Genomic DNA, 25,907 nt, shown 5'->3' on the forward strand with positions numbered 1-25,907 from the left:
AGGGAGATCCGTACGAAAAGGAGCGCGTCCCATGCTGACCATACGAGAAGCGGCGCAGGAGGACCTCCCTGCGCTGCTCGCTATCTACAACTATGCCATTGTCCATACGACGGCCACCTTCGATCTGGAGGAGCAGACACTCGAGGAGCGGGAGGAGTGGTTTTCCCATTACGGGGGCGTCCATCCGCTGATCGTGGCCGAGCTGGACGGTCAGGTGGCCGGCTACGGCTCGCTGTCACCCTTTCGGTCCAAGCCAGCCTATGCCCGCACCGTAGAGAATTCGGTTTACATCGACCCGGCTTTTTTCGGCCAGGGCATCGGTGCGAGGCTGCTGGAGGAGCTGCTCGTGCGGGCGCGCGCACTCGGACACCATGCGGTGCTGGCCGGCATTACCGGAGGCAATACCGCGAGCATCCGGCTGCACGAGAAATTCGGCTTCCGTCACGTCGGGACGTTCCCGGAGGTCGGCTTCAAATTCGGCGCCTGGCAGGACGTGAGCTTCTATCAGCTGGTTCTAGGCGATTCTTAACAGCGGCCGTCTGGCATGGAGGCCAGGGCTGAGAGAAGACTAGGAAACAGACGATGGGCTATTCGCCCTTGGACAGGCCGGTACCCAAACAAAAAGGACCTTCGTTCCTTAAGGAACGAAGGTCCTTTTTTGATGCTCCCGCATGGGGCGGGGAGACGGAACGAACCGGACGGCTCCTTTATCCCTGTCATTCGGCCGCGGGCAGCAGGCTCCGCTTGCGCTGCACGTGCAGCAGACGCGCGTACAGGCCGACGGCGCCGGCAGCGAGCCCCGTAATGAGGCCGATCCAATAGCCGAAGGGACCGAGGTCGGTCAGATGGGAGAGCAGGTAGCCGCTCGGCAGACCGACGACCCAATACGAGACGAGGGCAACGATGAGCGTCACGTTGACGTCCTTGTAGCCCCGAAGCGCTCCTTGGATGGGAGCCGCGAGCGCATCCGACAGCTGGAAGAAAATTGCAAACAGCAGGAACTGCTTGGTCAGCGCCGCGACGGCCGGCTCTCTGGTATACAGCGCCGCCACCTGATCGTTCATCGTGAGGATGAGCAGGGCGCAGAGAGCGGCCATGCCGACGGCTCCCGCGAGCCCGAGATAGCTGTACTGCTTGGCGTCCCGGAGCCTTCCCGCTCCCGCCTCGTAGCCGACGAGGATCGTCAGCACCATCGAGATGCTGAGCGGCACCATGTACAGGAAGGAGGCGAAATTGATCGCGGACTGGTGCGCCGCAATCGTGAACGTGTCATATTCACTCATGAGCAGCGTGACTGCGGCGAAGATGCTGGTCTCGAAGAAGATCGCGAATCCGATCGGGACGCCGATGCGCAGCAGCTCGCCCCATGCTTGGCGCGAGACGCCGTACCGGCGGCGCCAGAAGGAATAGCGGCTGAACGGGTCCACCTTGGCCACGACGAGCAGAGCGACCAGGCAGATGAACCAGTAGGTGATAGCCGAGGCGACGCCCGCACCGACGCCGCCAAGCCGGGGAAAGCCCCAATTGCCGAAGATGAACAGGTAGTTCAAGAGGCCGTTCACCGGCAGCGCCAGGATGGTAATGAACATGGAGACGCGTGTCTGGCCGAGCGCGTCGATGAAGCCGCGCAGCACGGTGTAGACGAAGAGCGGCAGAATGCCCGCGGAGAGGGCGAGCAGGAAGCCGTGCGCCGTCGAGCGGACCGCCGGCTCCAGGCTCATCCGGTCCAGCACGGGGCCGACGCAGAGGAGCATCGCCGCGATAATGACGACCGAGAGAGCGGCCGCGAGATAGAGTGCCTGCACGAGCGTGAAGCTGACCTTGTCACGCCGCTGCTGGCCCATCAGCTGAGCCACAACCGGCGTGATGGCGAACAGAATGCCGGAGAGGCCGGTCTGCACCGGCACCCAGAGGCTGGAGCCAATAGCGACGCCGGCCAGATCGGCGGGACTCGCATGTCCGGACATGAACGTATCGAAGAACGTCATGGCGTACATGGAGAGCTGGGTAACGAGAATTGGGAGCAAAATGACGAGTAAGAGCCGGAGCTTGCCGGCGAGCGTAGTCGTTTGATGCATAGCTGGAATTCCTTCACTTTCCATACGATGTTAGGGTTATCCGCCTATCATATCACAATTCGTTCCGGTTTGGCTTGGCCGGTCGTTTCCAGCGCCGGACAGCAGGGGGACCGTCCCCGTTACCGGTCTCGTCGCAAAGCGCAGCTGAACGACGCGCTGCCATGTGATGTTCCTTTGGCTCCATACATACCTTATTATGGGCAATTGCCAGTGACGAGTCTGAGGAGAGTAACCTGTCCCATAATCGATAAGACAGGATGGTTCGGCAGGCAGTAACGCGAACAACCCCCTATTCCAGCTGCTGCCGGAAAAGGGGGTTGTCTATTCGTACGCCGAGAGCCAGCGTTATCGTCATCAGCTCTCTCGGTCTTCGCTCTGCCAGGCGATCAGCGTCCGGTCGCTCGGGAGCTTGAGCGTCAGCAGCCCGAGCAGCGGCAGAAAGCCGCATAGGCGCATGATGAGGCCGATCGACGTCAAGTCGATGAGCTTGCCGATGCCGACGGCGCCAAGTGCGCCCATGCCGAAGGCAAGCCCGGTAATGAGACCGGAGACGGTGCCGACTTTGCCGGGGACAAGCTCTTGGGCGTAGACGACGGAGACGGAGAAGCTCGACAGCAGGATGAAGCCGATGATCGTCAGCAGCGCGTAGGCGAGCGTCTGGCCGGCGTACGGCAGGACGAGCGCGAACGGGGCTGTGCCTGCGATCGACAGAAACAGGACGTTCCGCCGGCCAAACCGGTCGGCGAGAGGGCCGCCCACGAACGTACCTGCCGCACCGGCCGCCAGGAACAGGAAGATAAAGTACTGGGAGATATCCTTGGTGATGCCGAATTTGTCCATCGCATAGTAGGCGAAATAGTTCGAGATGCTAGCGTGGTACCAAGAGCGGACGAATACGAGCACGACGAGAAGCAGAATTGCCGACCGGATCTGCTTGCGCCGTTCGGCGCTCATGACCTTCCGCATGCCGCTTCCCTGTTTCTTGACCCGGAGCGCCAGGCTCTGCCGGTACCAGCCGGCGATATAGAGCTGCACGAGGATGGCGGCGGCGGCGACGAGCGTGAACCAGATCGAGCCGAACAGGCCGAGCTTGTAGAAGATGAAGATCGCCATCAGCGGCGCCAGCGCCTGCCCGGCGTTGCCGCCGACCTGAAAGATCGACTGGGCGAGGCCGCGCCGCGGGCCCGCCGCCATATAGGAGACGCGGGAGCCTTCGGGGTGGAAGACCGCCGACCCGATGCCCACGAAGAATACGGACAGCAGGACCATGCCATAGGAGGACGCGAACGCCAGCACGAGCATGCCGGTGAACGTGAAGGCCATACCGAGAGGCAGCAGGTAGGGCGACGGCTTGCGGTCGGTATAGATGCCGACCATCGGCTGCATGATCGACGCGGTGAAATTCAGGACGAACGTAATGAAGCCGATCTGGGTGAACGACAAGTGCATCTCCTCTTGGAGGAGGAGGCTGATGGACTGAAACACCGATTGGATCGAGTCGTTGAACAGATGGACGAGTCCGATCAGGAACAGGATGCGGTACATCGTTTTGCCGGCGGGATTCGGCTTCAGCTGCCCGGCGGTAACCGGTGCGGCGGTACTGCTCATGGCGGGTTCCTTCTTTCTTCGGGAAAAGGATAAGGCCCCGCTGGGGGGCCTGCGGATGGATCTCTATGGACGGCGTACCGGATTCGCGTTGCCAGTAGCTGCACTGCCAAGCGGCAGTGCAGGCGCCGGGGCCGTCTACTTGCCGGCCTTCGCTTTGCCTGTCAGCTCGCCGAGCCGCTCACCCATCTGCACTTTGCTGCCGACGTCGAGATCGGTGCGGGGGCGGAATGTGCCGTTCTCGGTCAGGAGAACGACCGTCGAGCCGAATTCAAAATAGGCGAGATCGTCGCCTGCGGTCAGATCCATCGGCAGTTGGTCCGCATAGCGGATGCTGCTGACATTGAGGGCACCGACCTTGACGACAGCCACCTCCCCGAAGGCGTGATGGATATAGGTAATGAGCCGTTCGTTGCGGCTCAGCACGCGCTTCATATGGCGCAGGCCGAACTCGTTGACCGGATAGACCTTGCCCGAGACGCGCTCCTTCTCCAGAATCGTGCCGGTGACGGGAGAGTGGATGCGGTGATAGTCGGTCGGGCTCAGATAGAGGACGAAGTAAAAGCCGTCCCGGTAATTGATCATCCGCGGAGAGCGGTTCAGCAGTTCCTCAATGGTGTAGTCCTGGCCCTTGATATTCAGCAGCTGGCCCGCTTCGATCGGTCCCATGCCCGTAATGAGGGCGTCCACCGGACTGATGAGGGAGGACGGGGTCGGGTCGACCGGGCGCAGCCCCGGCTTTAGCCGGCGGGTAAAAAAATCGTTAAGCGACATATATTCGGTGTGCGGCTTTTCCGCATCTTCCAATCGGATCTGGTAGGTGCGCGCGAACCACGGAATCAGCGACCGGCTCAGCCTGGATTTGGCGAACCCTCCGGTGATCCTGGAGATCGTCTTGCGCGATGATAATTCTGTCATAAGCCGGAAGAGTGGCTTTGCCATAACTCGATTCACCTGTTTTCGTAGGATGGATGCTCGTTCTTCGACTATCTTGACACAGAAGGGGCTTTCGCGCAATAACCGATCGGCGTGGCAAACGCTTCCTTCTTCATATTTACGAACGAGTCGAACTGTAGTAGATTCAGTAGCAGATGCCTTTATTTAACGCAGGAAAGCGGGGAATACCAACTATGCCATTAGTAGATATGCCACTTGCGGCGCTCCGCGGCTACAAGCCGGATCTGACCGCCGCCATCGATTTTGACCAGTTCTGGGACCGGGCCAAGCAGCAGTCGGCCGCCGTTCCGCTGAACGCCCGCGTGACCCGGGCCGACTTCCCGGCCAAAGCGTTCGAGCTGTACGACGTCTGGTTCGACGGAGCGGACGGCACGCCCGTCCACGGCTGGTACCTGGTGCCGGGCGAAGCGCTGGCCAAGCGGCCAATGCGGGCTGTCGTCCGGTACCACGGCTACAGCGGGGACGCGGGCTGGCCGAACGAATACCTGGGCCTCGCCTCGACGGGCACGGCGGTCTTCGCGGTGGACGTGCGCGGCCAGGGCGGCCGCACGCCGGACCGGGCCGTCTACGACAGGGGCTCGGCTACCGGCTGGATGACGCTAGGCATTCTGGATCCCGAGACCTACTATTATAAGCAGGTGTACCTGGACTGCCTGCGCGCCATCGATTTTCTGGCCGGACGCGAGGAGATCGACGCGGGGCGGATCGCGGCCATCGGCAACAGCCAGGGCGGCGGACTGACGCTCGCCGCGGCCGGGCTCGACAGCCGCATCAAGCTCGCCTTCCCGGTGTATCCGTACCTGTGCGATTTTCGACGCGCCGTCGAGATCCACAGCGCGGGGCCGTATGCCGAGATCAAAACCTGGTTCCGCCGTGCGGATCCGACGCACGAGCTCGAGGAGCAGGTGTACCGGACGCTCAGCTATTTTGACGGGATGAACCATGCGGCCCGCATCCGGGCGAGAACGCTGATGGCGATCACGCTTCAGGACACCGTGACGCCGCCGTCGACCTGCTTCGCCGCGTACAACCATCTAGCGGGGGAGAAGGAGCTCAAGCTGTATCACGATTACGGCCACGAGGGGCTTCCCTTCCACGAGCTGGAAGTGATGAAGGCCATCGAGGAGTATCTTTAGAGACAAGCCTGTCTGGAAGCCGGATTTGTCTCTCCACCCGGAACCGTCCTTCGATAGTAGGGCGGTTTTTTGCTGTGCTCCAAGCGGCCACTTCGTATGGATATCAAAAAAGCCATTTCCACTAGTGGAAATGGCTTGCGGAACGATATCCTTTTAGTGTTCTTATCTCAATGTTTTCAGTGCACCGCTCCACGCAAGAACCTGATCGAGCATGGCGTTCACGTTAGTAAGATGCAGGTCCTGCGGTTTGAACACAGTGCCATTTTCAAAGTCTGTAAATAAGGACAGAGTTGGGTGTACCCGAACGTCTGCAATCATCAACTCGCCCATGATGCCGCGCAAATGTTCCGCCGCACGAGCACCGCCTGTTGAACCGTAGCTTACAATTCCTGCCGCCTTGTTGTTCCATGCTTCTCGCGCAAAATCCAAGGCATTCTTCAGTGCTCCCGTAATACTGTGGTTGTACTCTTGAACGATGAACACAAACCCGTCTAAGTCTGCCAGCTTTTGATTCCAGTCCCCAATTCCCTGCTCCGTACCATCGGTTGTGCCGAAGAAAGGCAGTTTATAATCGGCAATATCTACGAGCTCATAATTCGCATCCCCGCGTTTATCGGCGATTCCCTTAACCCACTCTCCAACCTGTGGGCTCACACGTCCTTCGCGAGTGCTTCCTAAAATAATCCCGATGTTCAGTTTTTCCATTGTTTTCTCCTCCTTGGCTGTACTTCCGAATAGTTTGTCCATAAATCCCATGTCTTCGCACCACCTGTACGCTAAATTTTAGTTGTTTCTTTCCGGACGACGGGAGCCACCTCGGCTGCCAATAACTCAATTCCTTCAGCAACCTTACGAAACGGCAGTCCGCCGATATCGATCTGAGCAAGAAAACGCTTATGACCAAACAATTCGTGTTGATGAAGAATCTTCTCGATGATCTGTTGTGGGCTGCCCACGAATAAGGCAGTGTCCGGACTTGTCATATGTTCAAAATCGGCACGCGTTATTTGATAACCCGCCATCCCGCGTTGACGATTCACATAAGACCAATAATTAGAGTAATAAGGATAAAATTCATCCTTTGCTTGCTGGGTAGTCTTTGAAATGTAGCCATGACCTGTCACGCCAATATTCAGGTTTTCAGGCTTATGACCAGCTTTTATGCCAGATTGTCTGTATGCTTCAACCAAGGGCATAAACCGGATCGGATCGCCGCCAAGCATCGCTATGGCCATGCCGACACCTAAACTCCCAGCGCGCGCAGCGCTCTCTAACGTTCCTCCGACACCAACCCAAACGGGTAGTTCCCTTTGCACAGGTCGGGGGGCAATTTCAGCATTTCTTAGTAGGGGACGAAATTGACCGCTCCATGTTATTTTCTCTTGCTGGTTAAGTTTTATTAACAAATCCAGATGTTCAGAAAAAAGAGCGTCATAATCCTTCACGTCATAACCGAAAAGAGGAAAGGATTCCACAAATGCTCCTCGTCCGGCTATTATTTCGGCACGTCCTTCCGAAATCAAATCCAACGTGGCAAAGTCCTCGAACAAACGAACGGGATCGACTGTGCTAAGCACTGTTGTTGTACTTGTTAGTTTGATTCGTTGCGTGGCCTGGGCGATAGCCGCCAATATAACCGGAGGGGCTGACACGGCGTAGTCCAACCGATGGTGTTCGCCAACTCCAAAAACATCAAGTCCAGCTTCATCGGCAAGCTTTGCAGCTTCCATTATTTCTTTCACCCTTTGTCGGGCGCTTATCGTTTCTCCGGTGTGAGGATCCGATCCTATATCTGCAAGCGTGTATAGGCCAATTTCTATTCCTGAATGAATAAATCGTTCCCCCCTTCCCATGAAGAACCTCCGGTTAAACCAGCAAGAGAATTCGATTGCCGGATGGATCGCTTGTAGTATAACCACCATGTCCTTCTGCGACGGATGCACCTATGCTCTGCAAATTGGCGACAGCGCGATCACGTGCCGCCGCATCGGGATATAGTAATGTAAACGATTGGAGACCGACGCTGTTTTCAGGCGGCTTGGGTGCCCCTACACCGTTCCACGTATTCAAACCAATGTGGTGATGGTAGTTTCCAGTGGAAATAAAAAGCGCCTGTGCTCCGAACCGGTTTACAACTTCGAAGCCAAGCCCCTTGCAATAAAACTCTTCTGTCTTTGCTAATTCCGAAACATGCAGATGGATATGCCCCATCACTGTATCAGCCGGCAGCCCCTTCCATTCCTGCTGCTGGTTTATTCCCGAAAGAAGATCCCGAAAATCCAAGGGGTCAACTGTCATTTTCACTTCGCCATTCTTCCATTCCCATTCCGAAGGATCGCGATCCCTATAAATTTCAATTCCGTTTCCATCGGGATCTGACAAGTACAGAGCTTCGCTGACTAAATGATCGGAAGAGCCGAACCGTTGTCCACTATTGGCCAAATGCTGAACAATTTGAGCCAGATCGGAACGTGTCGGAAGGAGAAGGGCGAAATGGTACAGTCCCGTCGTTCTTCCCTGCATGGGGACAACGGAATCCGGTTGTTCGATGGATAACAGAACCTTTTTTCCATCTGCAGTCAGGTTAGCTGTTTGTTCTGTTTGCTCCAGAACCTGGAAGCCAATGATATCCTGATAAAACTTCAAAGCACGTTCCAGGTTTTGAACCTTAAGGTTCACTTGCCCGACATAAGTGTTGGGCTTACGGTGAAAACTCATGATGCATCCCCCTTTCTAGTGAGCTCTAACTTTAGAAAAGCCCCCATATTCGCAATGTAACACCTAAGTTTTCCCTAAATGCCAAACCGGGAGCGTCTTTTCTTAAGCCTTTTTTATTATAAATTTTTTCTAACCGAATCATTCGAATGGCAAGATCCTTTCATCAGTCAGTTACTTTATGTAACCTATTATATTTATTAAAGTCATTTACGTCAAGTTTGTATTTATTAAAAAGTAATGCGATTACCTTTATAGGGTGCTATAATAGAAGAAGGAAGGAAGGGGTGGTGGGAATTGGATAAAACGATTTGCCCGAGGTTTGAAAAAGCCATGAATTTATTAAGCCAAAGATGGATTGGGCTGATTATTTATCAGCTGTTATCCGGTCCACAGCGGTTTTGTCATATAGAAGCTGCGATCGGAGTGAGCGGCAAGGTTCTTTCCGAGAGGTTGAAGGATTTGGAGAATGAAGGAATTGTGGAGCGAAACATTTATCCCGAAACTCCTGTACGGATTGAGTATTCCCTAACCGAGAAAGGGTTAGCTTTCGAATCCATATTGCGGGATATCGAACATTGGTCCCAAAGCTGGCTAGAGGCATAATTCATCGCTCAATAGTTTGCTTGCATACAAAGCAGCCTCCTTTTTATTGGATAGGCTGCTTTTTCATTGCACCGGAAGGTAGGCCCAGGGGGCATCTTGTCGGAACCTCCGCAAGGAGAATACCGCTATCGGCGAAACGTCTGAACGGGGCAGCTAACTATTGCTGGTTCGGAAGGGGAGGGCATCGAGACGCGGGAGCATCCGCCATGAAGTCTACGAGAGAGTGGCGGCAGCCTTGCGCTTTCGGCTAGAACAACAGTGCACCGAAAGAAATCGTTCTGTAATTGGGGGAAAAAAGACAAAAGAAGGGTTGACGAAATATAGGGTACGGGGGTATACTACAAATTAAGAAGAGCAATTGGCCTCCGCAACTATTCGGCCCGCCGCCAAATTCCTAGAGAAAAGGATGAGAAGCCATGAAGCAAGCAACACTGCAAGTAGAAGGAATGAGCTGCCAGCACTGTGTGAACGGAATCGAAGGCGCATTAAAGGAGCTGGGCGCCGCTGGGCGGGTCGACCTCGCCGGACGCAAGGTCGAGGTAGCGTACGACTCGGACCGCATCAGCCTGGAGCAAATTCGGGAAGCGATCGAAGAACAAGGATACGAAGTTCTGTAATTCTATCATCGGGGAAGCGAAAGGAGTGAAGCAGGATGGGAACAGCCGCAGCAAGCCAAACCAAGCAGGCGACGCTTCAGATTACCGGCATGACGTGCGCCGCCTGCGCGAACCGGATCGAGAAGGGGCTGAATAAGCTCGAAGGCGTAAGCACCGCGAACGTTAACTTCGCTCTGGAGAAGGCAAGCGTTTCGTATGATCCGTCCAAGATCGGCATGGATAGCCTCGAGGCAACCATCCAGAAGCTCGGCTATGGAACGGCGAAGGAAGCCGTCGACTTCAAGCTGGAGGGAATGACGTGCGCCGCCTGTGCGAACCGGATCGAGAAAGGGCTGAGCAAGGTTCCCGGCGTCACCAATGCCACCGTGAACTTTGCTTTGGAGACCGCTCGGGTCGAGTACTCGCCCGGCGAGGTTTCCGTAACCGAGCTCCAGGATAAGGTGAAGCGGCTCGGCTACCGGGCGCTCCTGAAGCAAGAGAAGGGGAAGGGGGCGCAAGACCACCGCGCCCGGGAACTCAGGACTCACAAGCGGAAGCTGCTCATATCGGCGATTCTCTCCTTTCCGCTCCTCTGGTCGATGGTCGGACACTTCTCCTTTACCTCGTGGATCTATACGCCGGAGCTGTTCATGAACCCGTGGTTCCAGCTTCTGCTGGCGACGCCCGTTCAATTCTATATCGGCAAGCCGTTCTACGTCGGCGCGTACAAAGCCCTGCGCAACGGCAGCGCGAACATGGATGTCCTCGTCTCGCTGGGCACGTCGGCCGCCTATTTTTACAGTCTCTACTTGACGATCGACTGGGCAAGAGCCGGTGCCGATCCTCATCACGGTCCCTCTCTGTACTACGAGACGAGCGCAGTGCTGATTACGCTGGTGCTGATGGGGAAGCTGTTCGAAGCGCTCGCCAAAGGCCGGACGTCCGAGGCGATCAAGTCGCTGATGGGGCTGCAGGCGAAGACGGCGCTCGTCGTCCGAGACGGCCAAGAGCTGACCGTCCCTGTAGAGGAAGTGCTGACGGGAGACATCGTGCTGGTCCGCCCCGGAGACAAAGTTCCGGTTGACGGCATCGTCCTCGAGGGCATATCGTCGGTTGACGAGTCGATGCTGACGGGCGAGAGCCTGCCGGTCGAGAAGAAGGCCGGCGATACGGTCATCGGCGCGACAATCAACAAGAACGGCATGCTCCGCATTCAGGCGACCAAGGTCGGCAAGGAAACCGCGCTTGCCCAGATTATTAAAGTCGTGGAAGAAGCGCAGGGCTCCAAAGCCCCGATTCAGCGGGTGGCGGACGTGATCTCGGGCATTTTCGTCCCGATCGTCGTCGGCATCGCGGTCGTGACGTTCCTCGTCTGGTATTTCCTCGTCGTCCCGGGAGAGTTTGCCGAGGCGCTGGAGAAGGCGATCGCTGTCCTCGTCATTGCCTGCCCCTGTGCCCTCGGACTCGCGACCCCGACGTCGATTATGGCGGGATCGGGACGCGCAGCCGAGCTGGGCATCCTCTTCAAGGGCGGCGAGCATCTGGAGCAGACGCACAAGATCGACGCGATTATCCTGGATAAAACCGGTACGGTGACCAAAGGAAAGCCGGAGCTCACCGATGTGGCCGCGGAAGGCGACGAAGCGGATTTCCTCCGGCTGGTCGGCGCTGCGGAGAAGAACTCCGAGCATCCGCTTGCCGAGGCGATTGTGCAGGGCATCCGGGAGAGAGGGATCGAGCTGCCGGGCACGGATTCGTTCGAGGCGATCCCGGGATTCGGCATCCGGGCCGTCGTCGAAGGCAAAGAGCTGCTGGTGGGAACACGCCGCCTCATGGAGAAGTACAGCGTGAACGCCAGCCCCGCCTATGAGGCGATGGAACGTCTCGAGGAGGCGGGCAAGACGGCAATGCTGGCCGCCGTTGGCGGCAGCTACGCCGGCATGGTGGCCGTAGCGGATACGATTAAGGAAACCTCCAAGGAGGCCGTCGGCCGCCTGAAGGAGATGGGCATCCAGGTCATTATGATTACGGGCGACAACGAGCGGACGGCGAAAGCGATCGCGGCCCAGGTCGGCATCGACCATGTGCTGGCTGAGGTGCTTCCGGAAGGCAAAGCCGAGGAAGTGAAGAAGCTGCAGGCCGCGGGCAAGACGGTCGCCATGGTCGGCGACGGCATCAACGATGCGCCGGCCCTCGCGACGGCGGACATCGGGATGGCGATCGGCACTGGCACGGACGTCGCGATGGAAGCGGCGGATGTCACTCTCATGAGAGGGGAGCTGACAAGCATCCCGGACGCGATCTACATGAGCCGCAAGACGATGAGCAACATCCGGCAGAACTTGTTCTGGGCGCTCGGGTACAACACGCTCGGCATCCCGATCGCGGCGATCGGTCTGCTGGCGCCATGGGTCGCAGGTGCGGCGATGGCGCTGAGCTCGGTCTCCGTCGTCCTCAATGCGCTCCGGCTGCAGCGTGTGAAGGTCCGGGGCTAATTCCGGGCGCGTAAGAGGAACTAAGACTATACGACAGGAGGGGAACTAGATGAAGGCGGGGCATGTTACGGACCAAACGGTGCAGGCGGCAATCGGGCAGGAGGGCTTGGTTCTTGTGGAGTTTTGGGCACCCTGGTGTCCGCTCTGCAAACAGCTCGACCCTATACTGGATCAACTCGCGGAGGAAAACGAGCATCGGCTGAAGATCGTCAAGCTGAATGTCGAGACAGATTCTGTCCTCTCCACCGAGCTGATCGTGATGAGCCTGCCCGCCATGTTTTTTTACCGGAACGGGGAGATCGTGGGAACGGTAACGGGGTTCGTGCCTAAGCCGACCCTCCAAAGCGCGATCGACCAGCTTTCCTAAGAGAGACTACAGCCCTTCCGAATGCGGGAGGGCTGTTTTTTTGTGGAATGAAGCGGAAAGAATGCCCGCCGCTTCTCCGATTAGCCGGGCAGCCGAGGAGTGGACGGACCGCTCGAAGCCGGGTTAGCCGCCCGGTTAATCGGGTAAACTATTCTACTTAAATGGATCGGGGGAATGACGAATGAAGCTGCTTCTGGCGCTCGGCGCGATTGCCGGGCCGCTCTGTTGGCCGCATTTGTCCGCTTCGTCCCGCGGGCGAGGGGCTGGCTGGATGCGCTCGCCGTGCTGGCGGGATGGGCGTTCGGGAGTATCGCCGCCTTTGCCGTGTATGACATCCGGCGGGACGGAACCGTGTTCATGACAAGCGTCCATGCCGTCTTCTTGAATCCGGTTTTCCTGCTGGCCGGTGCCTATCTCGGGGTATACGGGCTTTATCTACTGGTGGTGCGGACGCTATCTTCCTGGAGAGGGCGGGAGGGGAAGGGCTCCGATTGACTTGGAGCTATTCAGAGATCCTTTGCATCCGAATAGTACTCGGGAATGGCCGCGAAGAAATGAATCATCTCCTCAGTGATGCTCCAGCCGAAAGCTTCCCTCAAACCAGGGTCTCGAAAGAATGACTCCGCAACGCTGTGGTTCAATTGCAAGTCGTAAGGGACGTAGGATACCGCGGGCTGTTGAAGGTTCAGAGCCTGTGGTGCCGCTTCCGGAGAGAAATCGATGGCTCCATCTTGAACGGTCTTCCAGTCCGGGTATAAGCTCGTTGCAAAGTGAAGCTGCATTCGCCCCAAATCATAGATGAGGCTGTACGCCGTATCCTCCCGTCGAACCGCTTGTAATGTTTCTCGGGCAACGGGACACCCATTGGGCCGGCTGTTCCGAAGGCTGCACGAACGCGGTTTTGGCAGCGTTGCGGTTATTCGTGAACATGTAGGCTCCCGTGTAAGGGACATCTTGATTTTTGCCTAGAAGCCGGGTATCCTCCGGGCTCAGGAAAATGGCTGTACTCATCGTGGTTCCTCCCCAGTCCCAATCCTCCGCCTCCGCGCGACCGGCATCGAGCTCTTGAATCACCGTATCGACAATGCGGTTGATCCGGGCATCGTTTTGCTGAAGCAGGGCAGCATGCTTCGCTAGCCGGTGCTGCTCAGCCCTTTCTATTAGAAGTGTCCGCTTCTTCTCTCGATACGGTTCGATGTCTTCCTCTTCCGCGCCTTCCTTCTCAAGCTGTTCCACTTTCTGATCCAGCAGCAACAGATGAAGCTCTACTTTCTTCAGAGGTGTCAGGGGTGCTGCGAAGTGGTTAGGATCCGCGAAGACAGCCCCGTCAATCCGAAAATAAGTCGCTAAAGCCTGCAGCCGCTCTTGCGGAATCGGCCGCCGCTTTTTGATCCAATCCGAAAACTGCTGCAGGGTAATGCCGAGCTGGCGGCCAATCCCGGAATAGGATTGCTCGTTAATCATGACCAAATACTCTAACACGGTTTTCGACGGGACCGTTTCCCTTGGGCTCATACACTCACTCCTGACATAATTTATGTCTGAACGGTGTGTCGGTTTGCTCTTGCAAATGGAGGGGCCCCATTAACGTTTTGCAACGAACTATCTGCAAGATTATCTAGGCTAGTTCCGTTGCCTGGACAGCAAGGAATAGGAAAACACAGCGTCGAATAAGAAAAATAGGAAATGAGAATGTAGGTGGTCCTAAATGAACGATCTTATTCATGAGTCTGTCATACAGCTTGCCGAACAATTTCAACTGCCAGAAAGAGTAATAAACATTGCAGAATTGCCATGGGTTCCTTTCACGGAAAATCATTCTTGTTCTTTCAAGCCTCTCCGATTTGACCTTAATACGGGTACTTGGATTTATCTGTTTAGAATCAAAAGCAACCAAGTATTAGGCAAGCACAGGCATACGGGCGGATCTGTAATAGGTTACAACATACAGGGGAAATGGAAGTATGAAGGACGTACATGGGTGGCTACCCCAGGGACGTTTGTTTTTGAACCGCCTGGAGACATCCATACGCTTATAACAGAAGACGAAGAAGTTGTTACCTTATTTATTTTAAGTGGCTCGCTTCAATATTTTGATGAAAAGAACCAAATCATCGGGCAAGATGATATCTATACGGTATTAAAAAAGTATAGGGACTTTTGCGTGCAAAATGGGATCCAATCAAGGGATGCTCTTATTTATTGAAAATCAAATAGCAGTTTCATTGACAAGGAGGGAACGCGTCTGGCTCTTGAAAAGGCTATACAAATACCTCTTGAAGTATGGCAAGACCCACAGGGGAATGCAATACTTACTGTTTGTGAAAGTGAGTGTGTGATTTATTTTGGATGCTGGAACGAAGATTCTACCCCTGCTGACTTTATAGCGAAAATAACCTTTGAGGACTGTTGGGCAACAAAATCTATACACTCAGAATATTTAGAGTACAAGGTTGAGGAATACAAGCATCGCTCATATATCCTAAAAGTTGAAAACTCTGTATGGCTTAGCGAATTGAATAACAAAAAGAAGGAACTGTATCCCAATAGCCATACAGACCACCTTAACTACTGCCATTATGTAATAAATGGTCATGACGTATATGTTGAAGTAATTGCAAAAGATTTTGTTCTCAAACGAATAAGCAGGGAACAAGCAGGGCATTACGCTTGGCTTATTGACGAAGCATAATAAATCATGGGATTTCTTCCAGATTAAAAGGGGCAACGGATGATGGAGGATTGTATTTTTTGTAAAATCGCCAAAGGGGAAGCAAAATCGTGGAAAGTTTATGAAAATGATGATGTTTATGCCTTTTTGGATATTAATCCTGTAAGCGAGTATCATACACTAATTATTCCAAAGAAGCATTATGAGAACATTTTTGATACTCCTGAAGATGAATTGATTAAAGTTATGTCAGTTGTAAAAAGAATAGCTACTTTGTATAACACTAAATTAGGTATAAAAAATATCCAAATAATTAATAGTTCGGGAAAGGAAGCACAACAAGATGTATTTCATACGCACTTTCATATTGTCCCAAGGGAGTCAGGCGACAATCAGGATGTTAAATGGACAACTCACAAAGAATGGCGTGTGAAATTCGACCAGTTGTTATCAGGATTACAATAAAAGAGAAGTTCTATAAAAAAACCATTCCATTGGCAGGAGTGGCTTTGTTTTAAACGGATGAAACTTTGTGGTCAAACCGTACTTTGTGTTAGATACATTGCTGTGAACCGTACCACAAGTGATGGTACACAAAATTAAACAGGAGATTATATTAGAAAGAGGATACATTGACAGATTAAATTAGCCATTGAGATCAAAAAGGGATTAATATAATATTTAACGAATGTACTTAGATAACATTTAATAAAAATTAATTGACTAAAGGTACGATTTAATTTATGGGGCAAACAAGAGTTCGGAAAATAGGTCTTTTTGATTATAGATAAGTATATTTTTCCCAAACGGAAATATTTAGGATATAATAAAACTAGAAAAGGGTGAGACTTTATGGCTACAGCTGATCAAATAAAGCTGCTTATCCAGTCGCATTTTGACCAAGATGATGAACGCTTTAAGACAATTGTATTACAGGTTGCGGCCTATGAAGCCCAAAAAGGACACAAATCATTTGCAAGAGACATTCGAGATATTGTTGATAAATCAAAGAAAATTACTTCAAAAGTAATTCCATTTAACAAAGATCTCAGTGACATGATAATGTCAACCATGGTAGATAACAGGCTTACAGATCTCGTTGTAACTGATGAAATAAAGAAGCGAATTGAACGCATAATTAAAGAACGTGTTCAACGAGAAAAATTAAAAAAGCATGGGTTGACTAATAGACGGAAATTATTGATAGCAGGCCCACCTGGAACTGGGAAAACCCTTACTGCAGCGGTGTTAGCTGGGGAACTTAATTTACCATTTTGCACGATAATGGTTGATAAGTTAATTACAAAATTTATGGGTGAAACAAGCGTAAAACTTCGTCAAATATTCGATACAATAAGAGAAATTCAAGGCGTGTATCTTTTTGATGAATTTGATGCAATTGGGGCAGAAAGAAGTATGGATAATGACGTAGGGGAAATGAGACGTGTTCTCAACTCTTTCCTGCAATTTATTGAACAAGATGATTCATCCAGTTTAATTATAGCTGTTACAAATAACCCCAAAATGCTCGATCAAGCCTTATTCAGGAGATTTGATGATGTACTACATTACAAACTACCTGATAATGAACAAATACTACGACTTATAGAAAATAGGTTGGCGGAGTATTCCTCTAGGAAGCTAGATTTAAACAGAGTTGTAAGCGAAGCAATAACACTTAGCCAGGCAGAGATATCTAAGGCTTGTGATGATTCCATAAAAGAGACAATTCTGAGTGATAAACAATTTGTAGAGACAGAACAATTAGTGAAAATGCTTCGGGAAAGAAAAGATGCATATACATGAGGTGAATAAGTTAAATGAGCGGTAATAACCGAGAAAACTTTTTCTTGACTGATAGAGCGTCATTTTATCCATATACTTCTAAAAATCAAGGTGGCAGGAAACCTACAATTGTTCCGGTCGAGGACCGAACTACTCATGGTTTAAAGATAACAAAACAACTTGAAAAGGCCTGGAATGAAGCACGATTAATTAATGAGAAAAGAACTGCTGTTTCATTACCAACAAAAAATGGTGTTTACCTCGAATTCTATAGTGCTCCCGAATATGAACTTGCCACAAAAAGTTTAGAGAACCGTAGATCAGGTATTAGGTTAATGAATGTCAGAATGGAAAAAAGTGAGGGTGAAGCTGTAAGAAAGGCTACAGTTTTTATCCCTAAAGGAAAAGAAAATTATTTTTTGAAAAGAGTTCAGGAATATGTTGAAAAAAACACTGATAAGGGAAAACCTAAACATGAAAGCCTAGTCGCTAATATAGGGAGTATTCGTTTAGCTGTCCTTGAGTCGTTCTGGTCAGCTACCGATACAATGTGGATACCAAAGGAAGATCCTAAGTGGTGCGAGATTTGGTTAAATGGTGATGATGTTGAAATTGAAAAAGAGTTCCGAAGTCTTTCAGCAAGTCTAAATATACCGTTACAGCAAGAGACTCTAAAGTTTCCCGAACGCATAGTTATCTTGGCTTTTGCCAATAGGTCACAACTTGAAGAATTAATAGCATCAAGCCCCCATATTGCTGAAATAAGAAGAGCTGCAGAACTGACAAGCTTCTTTGTTGATTTAGAGAACAAAGAACAAACGGATTGGGCAAGAGAATTACTAGATAGAGTAACTGTGGATGAGAATTCACTTGTTAGTGTCTGTATTCTTGATACAGGTGTTGCAAATGGCCATATGTTATTAAAGCCGATACTTAATGATGAGGATTGCTATAGCTATGATACTGAATGGGGAACATCAGACGATGTAGGACATGGAACTGCGATGTCTGGGCTAGTTGCATATGGTGATTTACAAGCACTCTTAGAGGGAAAACAAGATGTTAATCTAGTACACAGGTTAGAATCCATAAAAATACTACCACCAAATGGAGAGAACGATCCTAAGTTGTACGGGGCAATAACATCTCAATCACTAAGTCGGGTAATAATAAATAGTCCTGAAAGAAAAAGAATCATTTGCATGGCTATTACTGCACCCAAATATACCAAAGGCGATGGAAGCCCTTCATCTTGGTCTGCGGCTATAGATGAACTTACCTCTGGTGTTTTAGATGATCAAAAGAAATTATTAATCATCTCTGCTGGGAATGTGAGTGATCCAGAGGATTGGAAACAATATCCTACCATTAACAAGCTACGTCCAGTAGAAAATCCTGCACAATCATGGAACGCCTTGACAGTAGGCGCATATACAGAAAAGGTGTTACTTGACAAGGAGAAATATCAGAATCATAAGACAGTTGCACCGACTGGAGGTTTATCTCCTTACAGTTCTACCTCATATATTTGGGATAACAAATGGCCAATAAAACCAGAAATTGTCCTAGAAGGTGGAAATGTTCTCAAGGAAGAGTATGGGTGTTTTCAAAGCGAAGATCTTTCCATTTTAACAACTTTCCATAAACCTGTGAACAGGCAATTCGATACTATTTGGGCTACTAGTGCAGCAACTGCAAGTGCTTCATGGATGGCAGGGCAAATACAAGCTCAATACCCCAATGCTTGGCCAGAAACAGTTCGAGCTTTGTTAGTTCATTCAGCAGAATGGACTGATACTATGAAAGAGCAGTTCTTGAGCGGAACAAAGAAAGGAGACATTAAGGAGCTATTACGGATATGTGGTTATGGCGTTCCAAACTTGGAAAGAGCGTTGTGGTGTGTTAAGAATAGTGTGAATATGGTCATTCAATCGGAATTACAGCCTTATACTAAACTTGATAATGGAAGATATGTAACCAAAGATATGCATATTCACGAAATTCCATGGCCAATGGGTGTTCTTTTAGAGTTGGGTGAAACAAAAGTTTCTATGAGAGTTACTCTATCCTATTTTATCGAACCAGGCCCAGGTGAAGTAGGATGGAAAGATAGATATAGATATGCATCTTGTGCATTAAGATTCGATGTAAACGGTTTAGACTCAAGAGAAGCTTTTCTAAGAAGGGTCAATGCTGCGATTGACTCCGAAGATGATGATTTTGAGGGATATGGAGGAGCCAATTGGTTAATTGGTCCTCAGAATAGACACTTGGGTTCAATTCATTCTGATGTCTGGAGCGGGACTGCCGCAGAATTGGCCTCTAGTAATTTGATTGGTATTTATCCAGCAGTAGGTTGGTGGAGAGAGAGAAACTGGCTAGGACGTTGGGATAAAAACGTTAGATATTCATTAGTAGTGTCACTACAAACACCTGATCAAAATATTGATTTATATACTCCTATTTCAACGCAAATAGAACTTATGAATAGTACTGAAATTGATATAACTAATAGTATCTAAATCGCACGGTGTCACGCCAAAACTACTTTCTCTCAGACTTTCAAGGTTACAGGGGAGTTCGAAGAAGCTAAGGAATACTGCTTTATAAATAACGGGTTTACTTTTTTAAAGCGGGATCGTACACTGTACACATTACAACGTACACACTTTACAACCTTGATTTTATAAACTTGACCAACCACTTTGAAGGCTTATTCCACTTGTTGAAAATGGAGTGAGCCTTTTTTGCGTACAGAAAACACTAAGGAGATGAAAAGACAATGGCAAAGAGTGAACAGGTAGTAGCGGAAGCAGTAGAGGAAACGGTGCGTTCGATCGCCAAGGCACAAGCAGACTATGAACAGCTTATGGATGAGATTCGGGACTATTGCAAGCGGGCTAGGGACTTGAGGGAGCAGGCCGCAGAGTTGAAACGGTCGGGGAGGACAGATTCACAGGTAGGGACAGAAATGCGGCAGTTGTTAGATCAAGCTGAACAGTTTGAAATACTAGCCGATCAGAAGGACGGACACCCAAGACTGGAAGCACTTCGTAACATTGAGGATTTACAGCGTGAAGCATCTGCATTGAGGGGAACTGTACAGCACAATCAAGCTGTGTTAGCCCGTCAACAGCAGGAACTGGAGGAAGCAAGGGAAGAAGCGGCGGCAATGGTTCAGCGAGCAGATGAACGAGTGAAGGAAACAGAACGGATTCTAGCTTACGAGATGGCGAAGCTGGCAGAACTGGAGGGGAACGGAGTTGAATAAAAAGCTACCTAGAGAACTTGAACCAACGGCAAAACACCTTAGACGGAAATACGGCACAAAGAAGCCCCATTATCTGAATGGTCACGAAATAACTGGAGTAAAGGCTGAAGATGAGTTTGTCATTGAGATAGTGGACGAAGACGAAGTAATTGAAATAGTGGAGGATTAGTTATATGGCACAATTAAGCCACGAAGCACTGGAAGCACGCCGCAAGCATGAACGGGAGTACAAAAGGAAGTGGCGGCAGAAGCCAGAAAACAAACAGAAGGAAAAGGAGTATAGGCAGAAGTATTGGGAACGTAAGGCAAAGGAAGTAATGTTGTAATACGATCACCAACGAGAAGGGGGCAGAGACGTGTTGCGGATTACATGCACCGTATCTTCTAGCCCCCTAACACTGAAACACGATATAAACCAAACTTCATGGTTACAGGAGGATATAACAAAGATGGACGAGATGACAGAACATGAAAAGTTCCTATGGGAGCAACTAAGCTTGCAAACAGACATCAATTTAAAAACAGCATACCTGTTAGACGACTATATAGATTACATCAATGCCGCAGGACTGGGTGAAGAGTTCGAAGCATTCAGGAAAGTAAAGGCACAGCAAGAAATAGCTACGAGTAACTGAAACAAATGATTATGAGACGAACATCACTAAATAATGAGCGCACGGGGGAGCGTATTCACCCCCGGGGCAAAGAAAACGAACCCCATGATATGAGGTTAGGCGGTGAAAGAATGGAGAGAAAGCTGTGCGGGGCGAAAACTAAAAGCGGCGAACCCTGTAAGAAAGCGGCTCTAGCAAACGGGCGCTGTAGGTTTCATGGGGGGAAATCAACGGGACCCAAAGACCCCAGCAAACTGAAAGGGAATAAAAACGCTTTGAAGCATGGACTGTATGAAGCGATATGGGCGGACACGCTGACGAATGAGGAACAGGAACTGTTCGATCAGGTATCAACTGACCCGACAGCACAGGTTGGAAACAGGTTCAAGTTATCAGAAATACGCATACGGCGCATGATGCAACGTATAAATCAAGAGCAACAGAAGAAAAAGCCGAATCCTGCTGTAATCCGAGCTATTGAGGAAGGGATAACGAAAATTGAAACAAATATGGTGAGCCTTGTAAGGGAGAGCAGTAGGCTGCTAGAGATGAACAAAAGTAAGAATGATGGGTCTTTAGATAGGCTGGTTGAAATACTTGCTCAGGCACGGAAAGATAGAGCAGAGAAGGAACGCAAAGAATAGAGGGGGCAACAGGCGGGGGAAGGCTTGTTTCCTCCTTTTTAACTTCCTCTTAGAAAGACTGGATGGGCACGTATAGGGAACAAGCATACGCAAACCATTGATACGAAAGGCTTTTTGGGTGTTTTTATTAAACTCTTATACATAGGAGTTTACAGCTAACCGGATCGGATCGTACAGTTAAATTACAACAAACGGTAAAGGGTGAGGAAAATGGAAAAAGTATTCGGCTACGTTCGGGTTTTAACTGAAACACAGGCTGAAAAGGGATACGGTCACGCAGTACAGGAACAAGCCATTAAGGAGTACTGCAAACAGAACGGCTTAGAATTAGTAAAAATCTTCTATGACCTCGGCATAAGCGGGACGGAAATAGAACGGGACGGTTTGACGGAGCTGATCGCCAACTTTGGCGAAGTGAAACGAGTTGTGGTTATGAATACTAGCCGCCTATGGCGTAGTGATACGGTCAAGGTTCTAGTGAAAAGACAGCTAGAAAAACTGAAAGCTGATGTAGCTAGCATCGAACAGCCGACATATAGCGTCTACACAAAAGACCCCAACGACTTTCTAATTAACGGGATGATGGAGCTTTTAGACCAGTACGAACGTATGAGCATAAATTTGAAACTGGCTAGAGGACGGAAGCAGAAGGCGAAAAGTGGGGTCAAGGCGTGCGGCAATGCGGCGATCGGCTACAAATGGAAGCATGACGGAGTAGATAAACCAATTGTGATTGTAGACGAGACGCAAGCCCATATAGTACAGGATATTTTTAACTGCTACTTACAGTTCAAGTCTTTAACCATGTTGAAGAGGTATTTAGACGCAAAGGGATATAGGACGCAGCAGGGCAAAGAGTTTTCAATTGCGGCAATTAGTAAGATACTGAAAAACCGTTTTTACGTGGGTGAGGTCATTCATTCCAACGTAGTAACTAAGGGGCAGCATGAAGCCCTCATAAATCCGATCACTTTCGGCAAGGTACAGGCTTTGTTGAAACGTAACTACCAGAATAAATCTGCTTGACCGAAAGGAGAATTTTCAATGGACAGCATTCAGTTTCATGAATTGTTTGATGACTTTGGTTTAGTGCCTAGTTATGATAAACCAGCAGTGAAGGCGTATTGCAAGGAACAGCGCGGCAAACGTGGCGTTTATGCTATGTTTGACCAGAACTTCCAGTGCCTATATGTAGGTTGTAGCATAGATTTGAAAGGCCGACTGGATGACCATTTGTACTGTAACAAATTGAAAGGGCATCAAGGGGAGGTACTGTTTGTAGGTGTTCGGTATGTAGAGGAGTTGGATGTAATAGAGCGAAAATATATTCGGGAGTTGAACCCAAAGTTGAATACCTTTAGATACAATTACTGATAAGGGGAGTAGAACGATGGGCGAATTTAAAGAAGCAATGATGATGTGTTCAGAGGACTACGACGAAATGATTGACATGGCTTTAGCTTTGAAGGACAAGGAATGGTTTGAGGAACTAGTCAAAAAGCAAAAGTGGTTGCGTGAACTGGAAATCCAAGCACGCCGTGAATTAGGCGTACTCGACTAGCATAGCAGGAACAAGTCAGAGACCAACGAGAACCGGGCGAGATGACGTTTTCAATGGGTATTACCGTAAATTACACCGCAATAGGATAGCAAGCGGTGAGAGAGTGGAATTTCGTTGGTAGCAAGTTGTTTTCTATGATTGACTATTGACTCTAGTCCAACCAGATGTCATAATAACGTCACAACATAAGATTTCAATTGGGGCTCCCCCAGAACTTGATAAACTTTTAACGCCAAACTTAGAAAATCTTCAAGCACTTGAGAACACTTTAACCAGTGATTTCAGGTGCTTTTTTGCGTCTACATAGAACCTCGGAAGAACGAGGACAAAGGAATTTGTATAGTAACACCACAGATTACTACGATTTTTACAAGTGGTAGGTAACTAATATTGCAATCTAACTTACAGCAAGGTGCAGATTTATCCTGTTAGACAAATGTACACATACAGAAAGGAAACAGACGACCATGGCAATTGATACAGTGAAGCTAATTTCCCCACCAGTAACTGAGCATGTTGTAGAGGCGGCCGAGCGTCTACACGGTAGTAAGCGCAAATTGACGCTCGATGCGCGAAGCGGCGAATTGGAGCAGGAATTTACAGAGTCTTACCTGTTAGGCTCATATGATGCCCGAATTTCTTTGGTTGTTAAACGTGATAAGCCAATCCGCGATGCTGAGCAGGGAAAAAATGTATCGGTGCCATGTGAACCCTATCTGGTTGTTGAATGCAGTGTACATAAAGTGATGCTTGGACATAACGTATATGGCGGAAGTAGTGACTTTGTAGCTTGCTGTCGGTATTTAGTAAATTACATAAGCGAATGTTTGGGCGAGGAGTTACCTCTAGCTGATGATTGGGAAGTGGGACAGGTAGATACAGCGGAAATATTTCAACTGTCATCCCCCGAGGCATGTAAAGCATGGTTTCAAGGTTTGCAGCTAGGTGAGACATATCGCAATCGAACAATTAATCGCTATGGGAAAAGTAGTATTCATGTTCCTGGTAGTTTTGTATGCTTGAAAGCCTATTACAAAGGTGACGAATTTCAAAAGCATGATGCTAAACGGTTGAGCGAGGTAATGGCATTTGATTACATTAAGGAACTACAGCGGATTGCGGACAAGACCATACGTGTAGAGGCAAGCATTAGACGTGACAAATTGGTTTATGACTTTGGGAGCAAGCCATTGGTAAAGGACATAACCGAGGACTACTTGAATAGCGTATACGATAAGGAAGTAGCATCGTTTTTCCGAATAGGTGAAGCGAAAGCAAAAACAGTGAACAGCATTCAAAATGTAAAAGCACGTCTTGCAGAATTTTTTACACCGAGACGGGCAAGAAACCTTTTCACTACATGGATGGAACTAAAATTATGTGGCGAAAGCGAAGTCAAGTCAGGCATGAGTTCATCGACTTTCCATGAGCACATACGATATTTGAAGGAAGCAGGGTGCTGCTGGCATGGAACCGACGAGTCTAATAGTCTAGTTCCTGAGGATTTTGCACCTGTACGACAAGATGCTCGGCGTATGACTGTCGTAGCACCCGAGATTATGGAGAAGCTTACCCTTTCAACAAGTATGACCGAGGAATACTGTGATTCGCCGCTAGAAACGGTTTATAACGGTTGCGAGGTATTAGATCAAAAGACTAAGAGTTGTGCAGATTTTGGAAAATATCGTATACTTCGCAACAATACAGGAGTACGCAAACGATTAAACCAGCAAAGAATGACTGGGTTATTTGAGTTGAGAAAAATGATAGGTGCTCTTTGGAGTAGGCCTTCTTCAAGAGTCCAGCAAAAAAATTCAACTTTTTTTGTTTTCCCCTTAAAAAAATTGCCTCCTTTGATATATGTCTATTGCAAGCAAATATCATGAGGGAGGAAAAATCAATGAAGAAGCACCAAGTCAAAGGGCATTATGTGAGGGAAGAGTACTTGAAGCAAAGGATTCAAGCGTTAGATGCTGCAATAGGGCATTTAGTGAGATTCAATCCAAAGATTGGCGGCGTAAAACTTGAGCTCTGTGATGTGGCGGATGTTGTTAATCTGTTAGACGAACATAAGGCTAAGGCTGAGCAAGAGTTGTACCATGTTAGACGTTGCATTCTTGACCGTCATTTTAGCTGAGAGGTGGCACCATGATTAAAGTTGATACTCAAATAATCAAGCCATCAGCAGAGAATGTCAAGAGAACGGAAGTTGTTAGAGTTCTCGCTGAATTAATCAGAAAGTATGCCTATCAGAAATCAAAATAGTGAACTGTTCAGGAATAGGTAGGCGCATTGGATATTAGCGCTTACCTGTTTCTAGCAGAAAAGGGGAGGAAAAACATGGGGAAGCAGCACAAAGCAGCAATTTATATTAGAGCTAATACTGGGTGTGCGTTGAAGAAACAAGAAGAGCAAATACAGAGGTTTATTGCTTCAAAGGAACTTTCCGTGTTTGATGTATACAGTGATAGTGGATATTCGGGAAATGACTTCAAGCGACCGGAAATTCGACGTCTTTTTGCGGATATGAAGGAAGGCAAGTTTCAATATATAGTTGTATGGCGATTAGATAGGTTGTCAAGAAGTTGTCGGGATATCCTAACTCTAATTGATAATGAATTAGAACCAAGAAAAATAAAACTTCTAATCAGCTCATGCGATATAGAGTCATCAACCCCAGAGGGTAGGATGTTCGTCGCACTACAGGGAATATTTGCTGAGTATGAACAGGGGATTACGGGGAGCTAATTTGTGCAGAACGGTAAGTGCATGAGGATTAAGCACTTGCCGTTTTTCTTATAGACAG

At 49.5% G+C, this 25,907-nt stretch carries 31 protein-coding genes; 23 read left to right on the forward strand and 8 right to left on the reverse strand.

Annotation, left to right across the window (positions count from 1 at the left end):
* Window positions 1-31: 31 nt before the first annotated feature.
* Window positions 32-529, forward strand: a complete 498-nt coding sequence (locus tag KJS47_RS11040) for a GNAT family N-acetyltransferase (protein ID WP_213525116.1) — start codon at window positions 32-34, stop codon at window positions 527-529.
* A gap of 187 nt (window positions 530-716) precedes the next feature.
* Here the strand turns inward: KJS47_RS11040 and KJS47_RS11045 are convergent, their stop codons facing one another.
* The 3 genes from KJS47_RS11045 to asd form a co-directional block, all read right to left on the reverse strand.
* Window positions 717-2,078 (reverse strand): MATE family efflux transporter, encoded by a 1,362-nt coding sequence (locus KJS47_RS11045; RefSeq protein ID WP_213525118.1) that lies wholly within the window; start codon window positions 2,076-2,078, stop codon window positions 717-719.
* A gap of 354 nt (window positions 2,079-2,432) precedes the next feature.
* On the reverse strand, window positions 2,433-3,686 hold the full coding sequence (locus tag KJS47_RS11050; RefSeq protein WP_213525119.1) for an MFS transporter: 1,254 nt from the start codon (window positions 3,684-3,686) through the stop codon (window positions 2,433-2,435).
* Between the two features lie 135 nt (window positions 3,687-3,821).
* Complete coding sequence (gene asd / locus KJS47_RS11055; RefSeq protein ID WP_213525120.1) at window positions 3,822-4,625, reverse strand: archaetidylserine decarboxylase; 804 nt, start codon at window positions 4,623-4,625, stop codon at window positions 3,822-3,824.
* Window positions 4,626-4,813: 188 nt separating this feature from the next.
* Between asd and KJS47_RS11060 the strand changes: the two genes are divergently transcribed.
* A complete protein-coding gene (locus tag KJS47_RS11060) occupies window positions 4,814-5,776 on the forward strand; it encodes an acetylxylan esterase (protein ID WP_213525121.1) in 963 nt (320 codons plus the stop codon).
* 162 nt (window positions 5,777-5,938) lie between these two features.
* On the opposite strand, the gene KJS47_RS11065 is transcribed toward KJS47_RS11060, so the two are convergent.
* From KJS47_RS11065 to KJS47_RS11075, 3 genes are read right to left on the reverse strand one after another with little or no spacing between them, the layout of a single operon-like run.
* Window positions 5,939-6,532 (reverse strand): NADPH-dependent FMN reductase, encoded by a 594-nt coding sequence (locus KJS47_RS11065; RefSeq protein ID WP_213525122.1) that lies wholly within the window; start codon window positions 6,530-6,532, stop codon window positions 5,939-5,941.
* A 20-nt stretch (window positions 6,533-6,552) separates the two neighbouring features.
* Complete coding sequence (locus KJS47_RS11070; RefSeq protein ID WP_213525123.1) at window positions 6,553-7,629, reverse strand: LLM class flavin-dependent oxidoreductase; 1,077 nt, start codon at window positions 7,627-7,629, stop codon at window positions 6,553-6,555.
* Window positions 7,630-7,642: 13 nt separating this feature from the next.
* Window positions 7,643-8,494, reverse strand: a complete 852-nt coding sequence (locus tag KJS47_RS11075) for a VOC family protein (RefSeq protein ID WP_213525124.1) — start codon at window positions 8,492-8,494, stop codon at window positions 7,643-7,645.
* A 294-nt stretch (window positions 8,495-8,788) separates the two neighbouring features.
* Here KJS47_RS11075 and KJS47_RS11080 point away from each other — a divergent pair, with 294 nt between their 5' ends.
* The 5 genes from KJS47_RS11080 to KJS47_RS11100 all read left to right on the forward strand — a co-directional run bounded on the left by KJS47_RS11080 (window position 8,789) and on the right by KJS47_RS11100 (window position 13,050).
* Window positions 8,789-9,097, forward strand: coding sequence for a winged helix-turn-helix transcriptional regulator (locus tag KJS47_RS11080; protein ID WP_283772073.1), 309 nt, complete (start codon window positions 8,789-8,791; stop codon window positions 9,095-9,097).
* 416 nt (window positions 9,098-9,513) lie between these two features.
* Window positions 9,514-9,714, forward strand: a complete 201-nt coding sequence (locus KJS47_RS11085) for a copper ion binding protein (protein ID WP_213525125.1) — start codon at window positions 9,514-9,516, stop codon at window positions 9,712-9,714.
* 35 nt (window positions 9,715-9,749) lie between these two features.
* A complete protein-coding gene (locus KJS47_RS11090; RefSeq protein ID WP_213525126.1) occupies window positions 9,750-12,188 on the forward strand; it encodes a heavy metal translocating P-type ATPase in 2,439 nt (812 codons plus the stop codon).
* A 49-nt stretch (window positions 12,189-12,237) separates the two neighbouring features.
* Window positions 12,238-12,555: a thioredoxin family protein gene (locus KJS47_RS11095; protein WP_213525127.1), complete on the forward strand. Its 318-nt coding sequence runs from the start codon at window positions 12,238-12,240 to the stop codon at window positions 12,553-12,555.
* A 174-nt stretch (window positions 12,556-12,729) separates the two neighbouring features.
* On the forward strand, window positions 12,730-13,050 hold the full coding sequence (locus tag KJS47_RS11100) for a hypothetical protein (protein ID WP_249716309.1): 321 nt from the start codon (window positions 12,730-12,732) through the stop codon (window positions 13,048-13,050).
* Window positions 13,051-13,061: 11 nt separating this feature from the next.
* On the opposite strand, the gene KJS47_RS11105 is transcribed toward KJS47_RS11100, so the two are convergent.
* Complete coding sequence (locus KJS47_RS11105; protein WP_213525128.1) at window positions 13,062-13,337, reverse strand: hypothetical protein; 276 nt, start codon at window positions 13,335-13,337, stop codon at window positions 13,062-13,064.
* Window positions 13,338-13,347: 10 nt separating this feature from the next.
* Window positions 13,348-14,070, reverse strand: a complete 723-nt coding sequence (locus tag KJS47_RS11110; RefSeq protein ID WP_213525129.1) for a hypothetical protein — start codon at window positions 14,068-14,070, stop codon at window positions 13,348-13,350.
* A 193-nt stretch (window positions 14,071-14,263) separates the two neighbouring features.
* On the opposite strand from KJS47_RS11110, the gene KJS47_RS11115 reads away from it, so the two are divergent.
* The 16 genes from KJS47_RS11115 (at window position 14,264) to KJS47_RS11190 (ending at window position 25,849) form a co-directional block, all read left to right on the forward strand.
* The gene (locus tag KJS47_RS11115; RefSeq protein ID WP_213525130.1) at window positions 14,264-14,761 is read left to right on the forward strand and encodes a 2,4'-dihydroxyacetophenone dioxygenase family protein; all 498 of its coding nucleotides are present in this window, start codon (window positions 14,264-14,266) and stop codon (window positions 14,759-14,761) included.
* A gap of 129 nt (window positions 14,762-14,890) precedes the next feature.
* A complete protein-coding gene (locus tag KJS47_RS11120; RefSeq protein WP_213525131.1) occupies window positions 14,891-15,247 on the forward strand; it encodes a hypothetical protein in 357 nt (118 codons plus the stop codon).
* Between the two features lie 39 nt (window positions 15,248-15,286).
* Entirely contained in the window at window positions 15,287-15,691 is a 405-nt protein-coding gene (locus tag KJS47_RS11125) for an HIT family protein (protein ID WP_213525132.1), read from the forward strand.
* A gap of 387 nt (window positions 15,692-16,078) precedes the next feature.
* Window positions 16,079-17,032 carry an AAA family ATPase gene (locus KJS47_RS11130; RefSeq protein ID WP_213525133.1) on the forward strand — a complete coding sequence of 318 codons (954 nt, stop codon included), beginning with the start codon at window positions 16,079-16,081 and terminating at the stop codon, window positions 17,030-17,032.
* 14 nt (window positions 17,033-17,046) lie between these two features.
* The gene (locus KJS47_RS11135) at window positions 17,047-19,533 is read left to right on the forward strand and encodes a S8 family peptidase (protein ID WP_213525134.1); all 2,487 of its coding nucleotides are present in this window, start codon (window positions 17,047-17,049) and stop codon (window positions 19,531-19,533) included.
* Window positions 19,534-19,793: 260 nt separating this feature from the next.
* Window positions 19,794-20,282 carry a hypothetical protein gene (locus tag KJS47_RS11140; RefSeq protein WP_213525135.1) on the forward strand — a complete coding sequence of 163 codons (489 nt, stop codon included), beginning with the start codon at window positions 19,794-19,796 and terminating at the stop codon, window positions 20,280-20,282.
* Entirely contained in the window at window positions 20,275-20,451 is a 177-nt protein-coding gene (locus KJS47_RS11145) for a hypothetical protein (RefSeq protein WP_213525136.1), read from the forward strand. Before KJS47_RS11140 ends, KJS47_RS11145 begins: the two co-directional genes overlap by 8 nt.
* A gap of 4 nt (window positions 20,452-20,455) precedes the next feature.
* A complete protein-coding gene (locus KJS47_RS11150) occupies window positions 20,456-20,608 on the forward strand; it encodes a hypothetical protein (protein ID WP_213525137.1) in 153 nt (50 codons plus the stop codon).
* Between the two features lie 123 nt (window positions 20,609-20,731).
* Window positions 20,732-20,917, forward strand: a complete 186-nt coding sequence (locus KJS47_RS11155) for a hypothetical protein (protein ID WP_213525138.1) — start codon at window positions 20,732-20,734, stop codon at window positions 20,915-20,917.
* Window positions 20,918-21,027: 110 nt separating this feature from the next.
* Entirely contained in the window at window positions 21,028-21,540 is a 513-nt protein-coding gene (locus tag KJS47_RS11160) for an HGGxSTG domain-containing protein (RefSeq protein ID WP_213525139.1), read from the forward strand.
* A gap of 210 nt (window positions 21,541-21,750) precedes the next feature.
* Entirely contained in the window at window positions 21,751-22,566 is an 816-nt protein-coding gene (locus tag KJS47_RS11165; protein WP_213525140.1) for a recombinase family protein, read from the forward strand.
* A gap of 18 nt (window positions 22,567-22,584) precedes the next feature.
* Window positions 22,585-22,914 carry a GIY-YIG nuclease family protein gene (locus KJS47_RS11170; RefSeq protein ID WP_213525141.1) on the forward strand — a complete coding sequence of 110 codons (330 nt, stop codon included), beginning with the start codon at window positions 22,585-22,587 and terminating at the stop codon, window positions 22,912-22,914.
* 16 nt (window positions 22,915-22,930) lie between these two features.
* Complete coding sequence (locus KJS47_RS11175) at window positions 22,931-23,101, forward strand: IDEAL domain-containing protein (RefSeq protein ID WP_213525142.1); 171 nt, start codon at window positions 22,931-22,933, stop codon at window positions 23,099-23,101.
* 467 nt (window positions 23,102-23,568) lie between these two features.
* Window positions 23,569-24,987: a phage/plasmid replication protein, II/X family gene (locus KJS47_RS11180; RefSeq protein WP_213525143.1), complete on the forward strand. Its 1,419-nt coding sequence runs from the start codon at window positions 23,569-23,571 to the stop codon at window positions 24,985-24,987.
* Between the two features lie 14 nt (window positions 24,988-25,001).
* Window positions 25,002-25,238 carry a hypothetical protein gene (locus KJS47_RS11185; protein ID WP_213525144.1) on the forward strand — a complete coding sequence of 79 codons (237 nt, stop codon included), beginning with the start codon at window positions 25,002-25,004 and terminating at the stop codon, window positions 25,236-25,238.
* Window positions 25,239-25,441: 203 nt separating this feature from the next.
* Window positions 25,442-25,849, forward strand: a complete 408-nt coding sequence (locus KJS47_RS11190) for a recombinase family protein (RefSeq protein ID WP_213525145.1) — start codon at window positions 25,442-25,444, stop codon at window positions 25,847-25,849.
* Window positions 25,850-25,907 lie beyond the last annotated feature (58 nt).

The sequence above is a fragment of the Paenibacillus sp. J31TS4 genome, assembly GCF_018403265.1.
GTDB lineage: Bacteria > Bacillota > Bacilli > Paenibacillales > NBRC-103111 > J31TS4.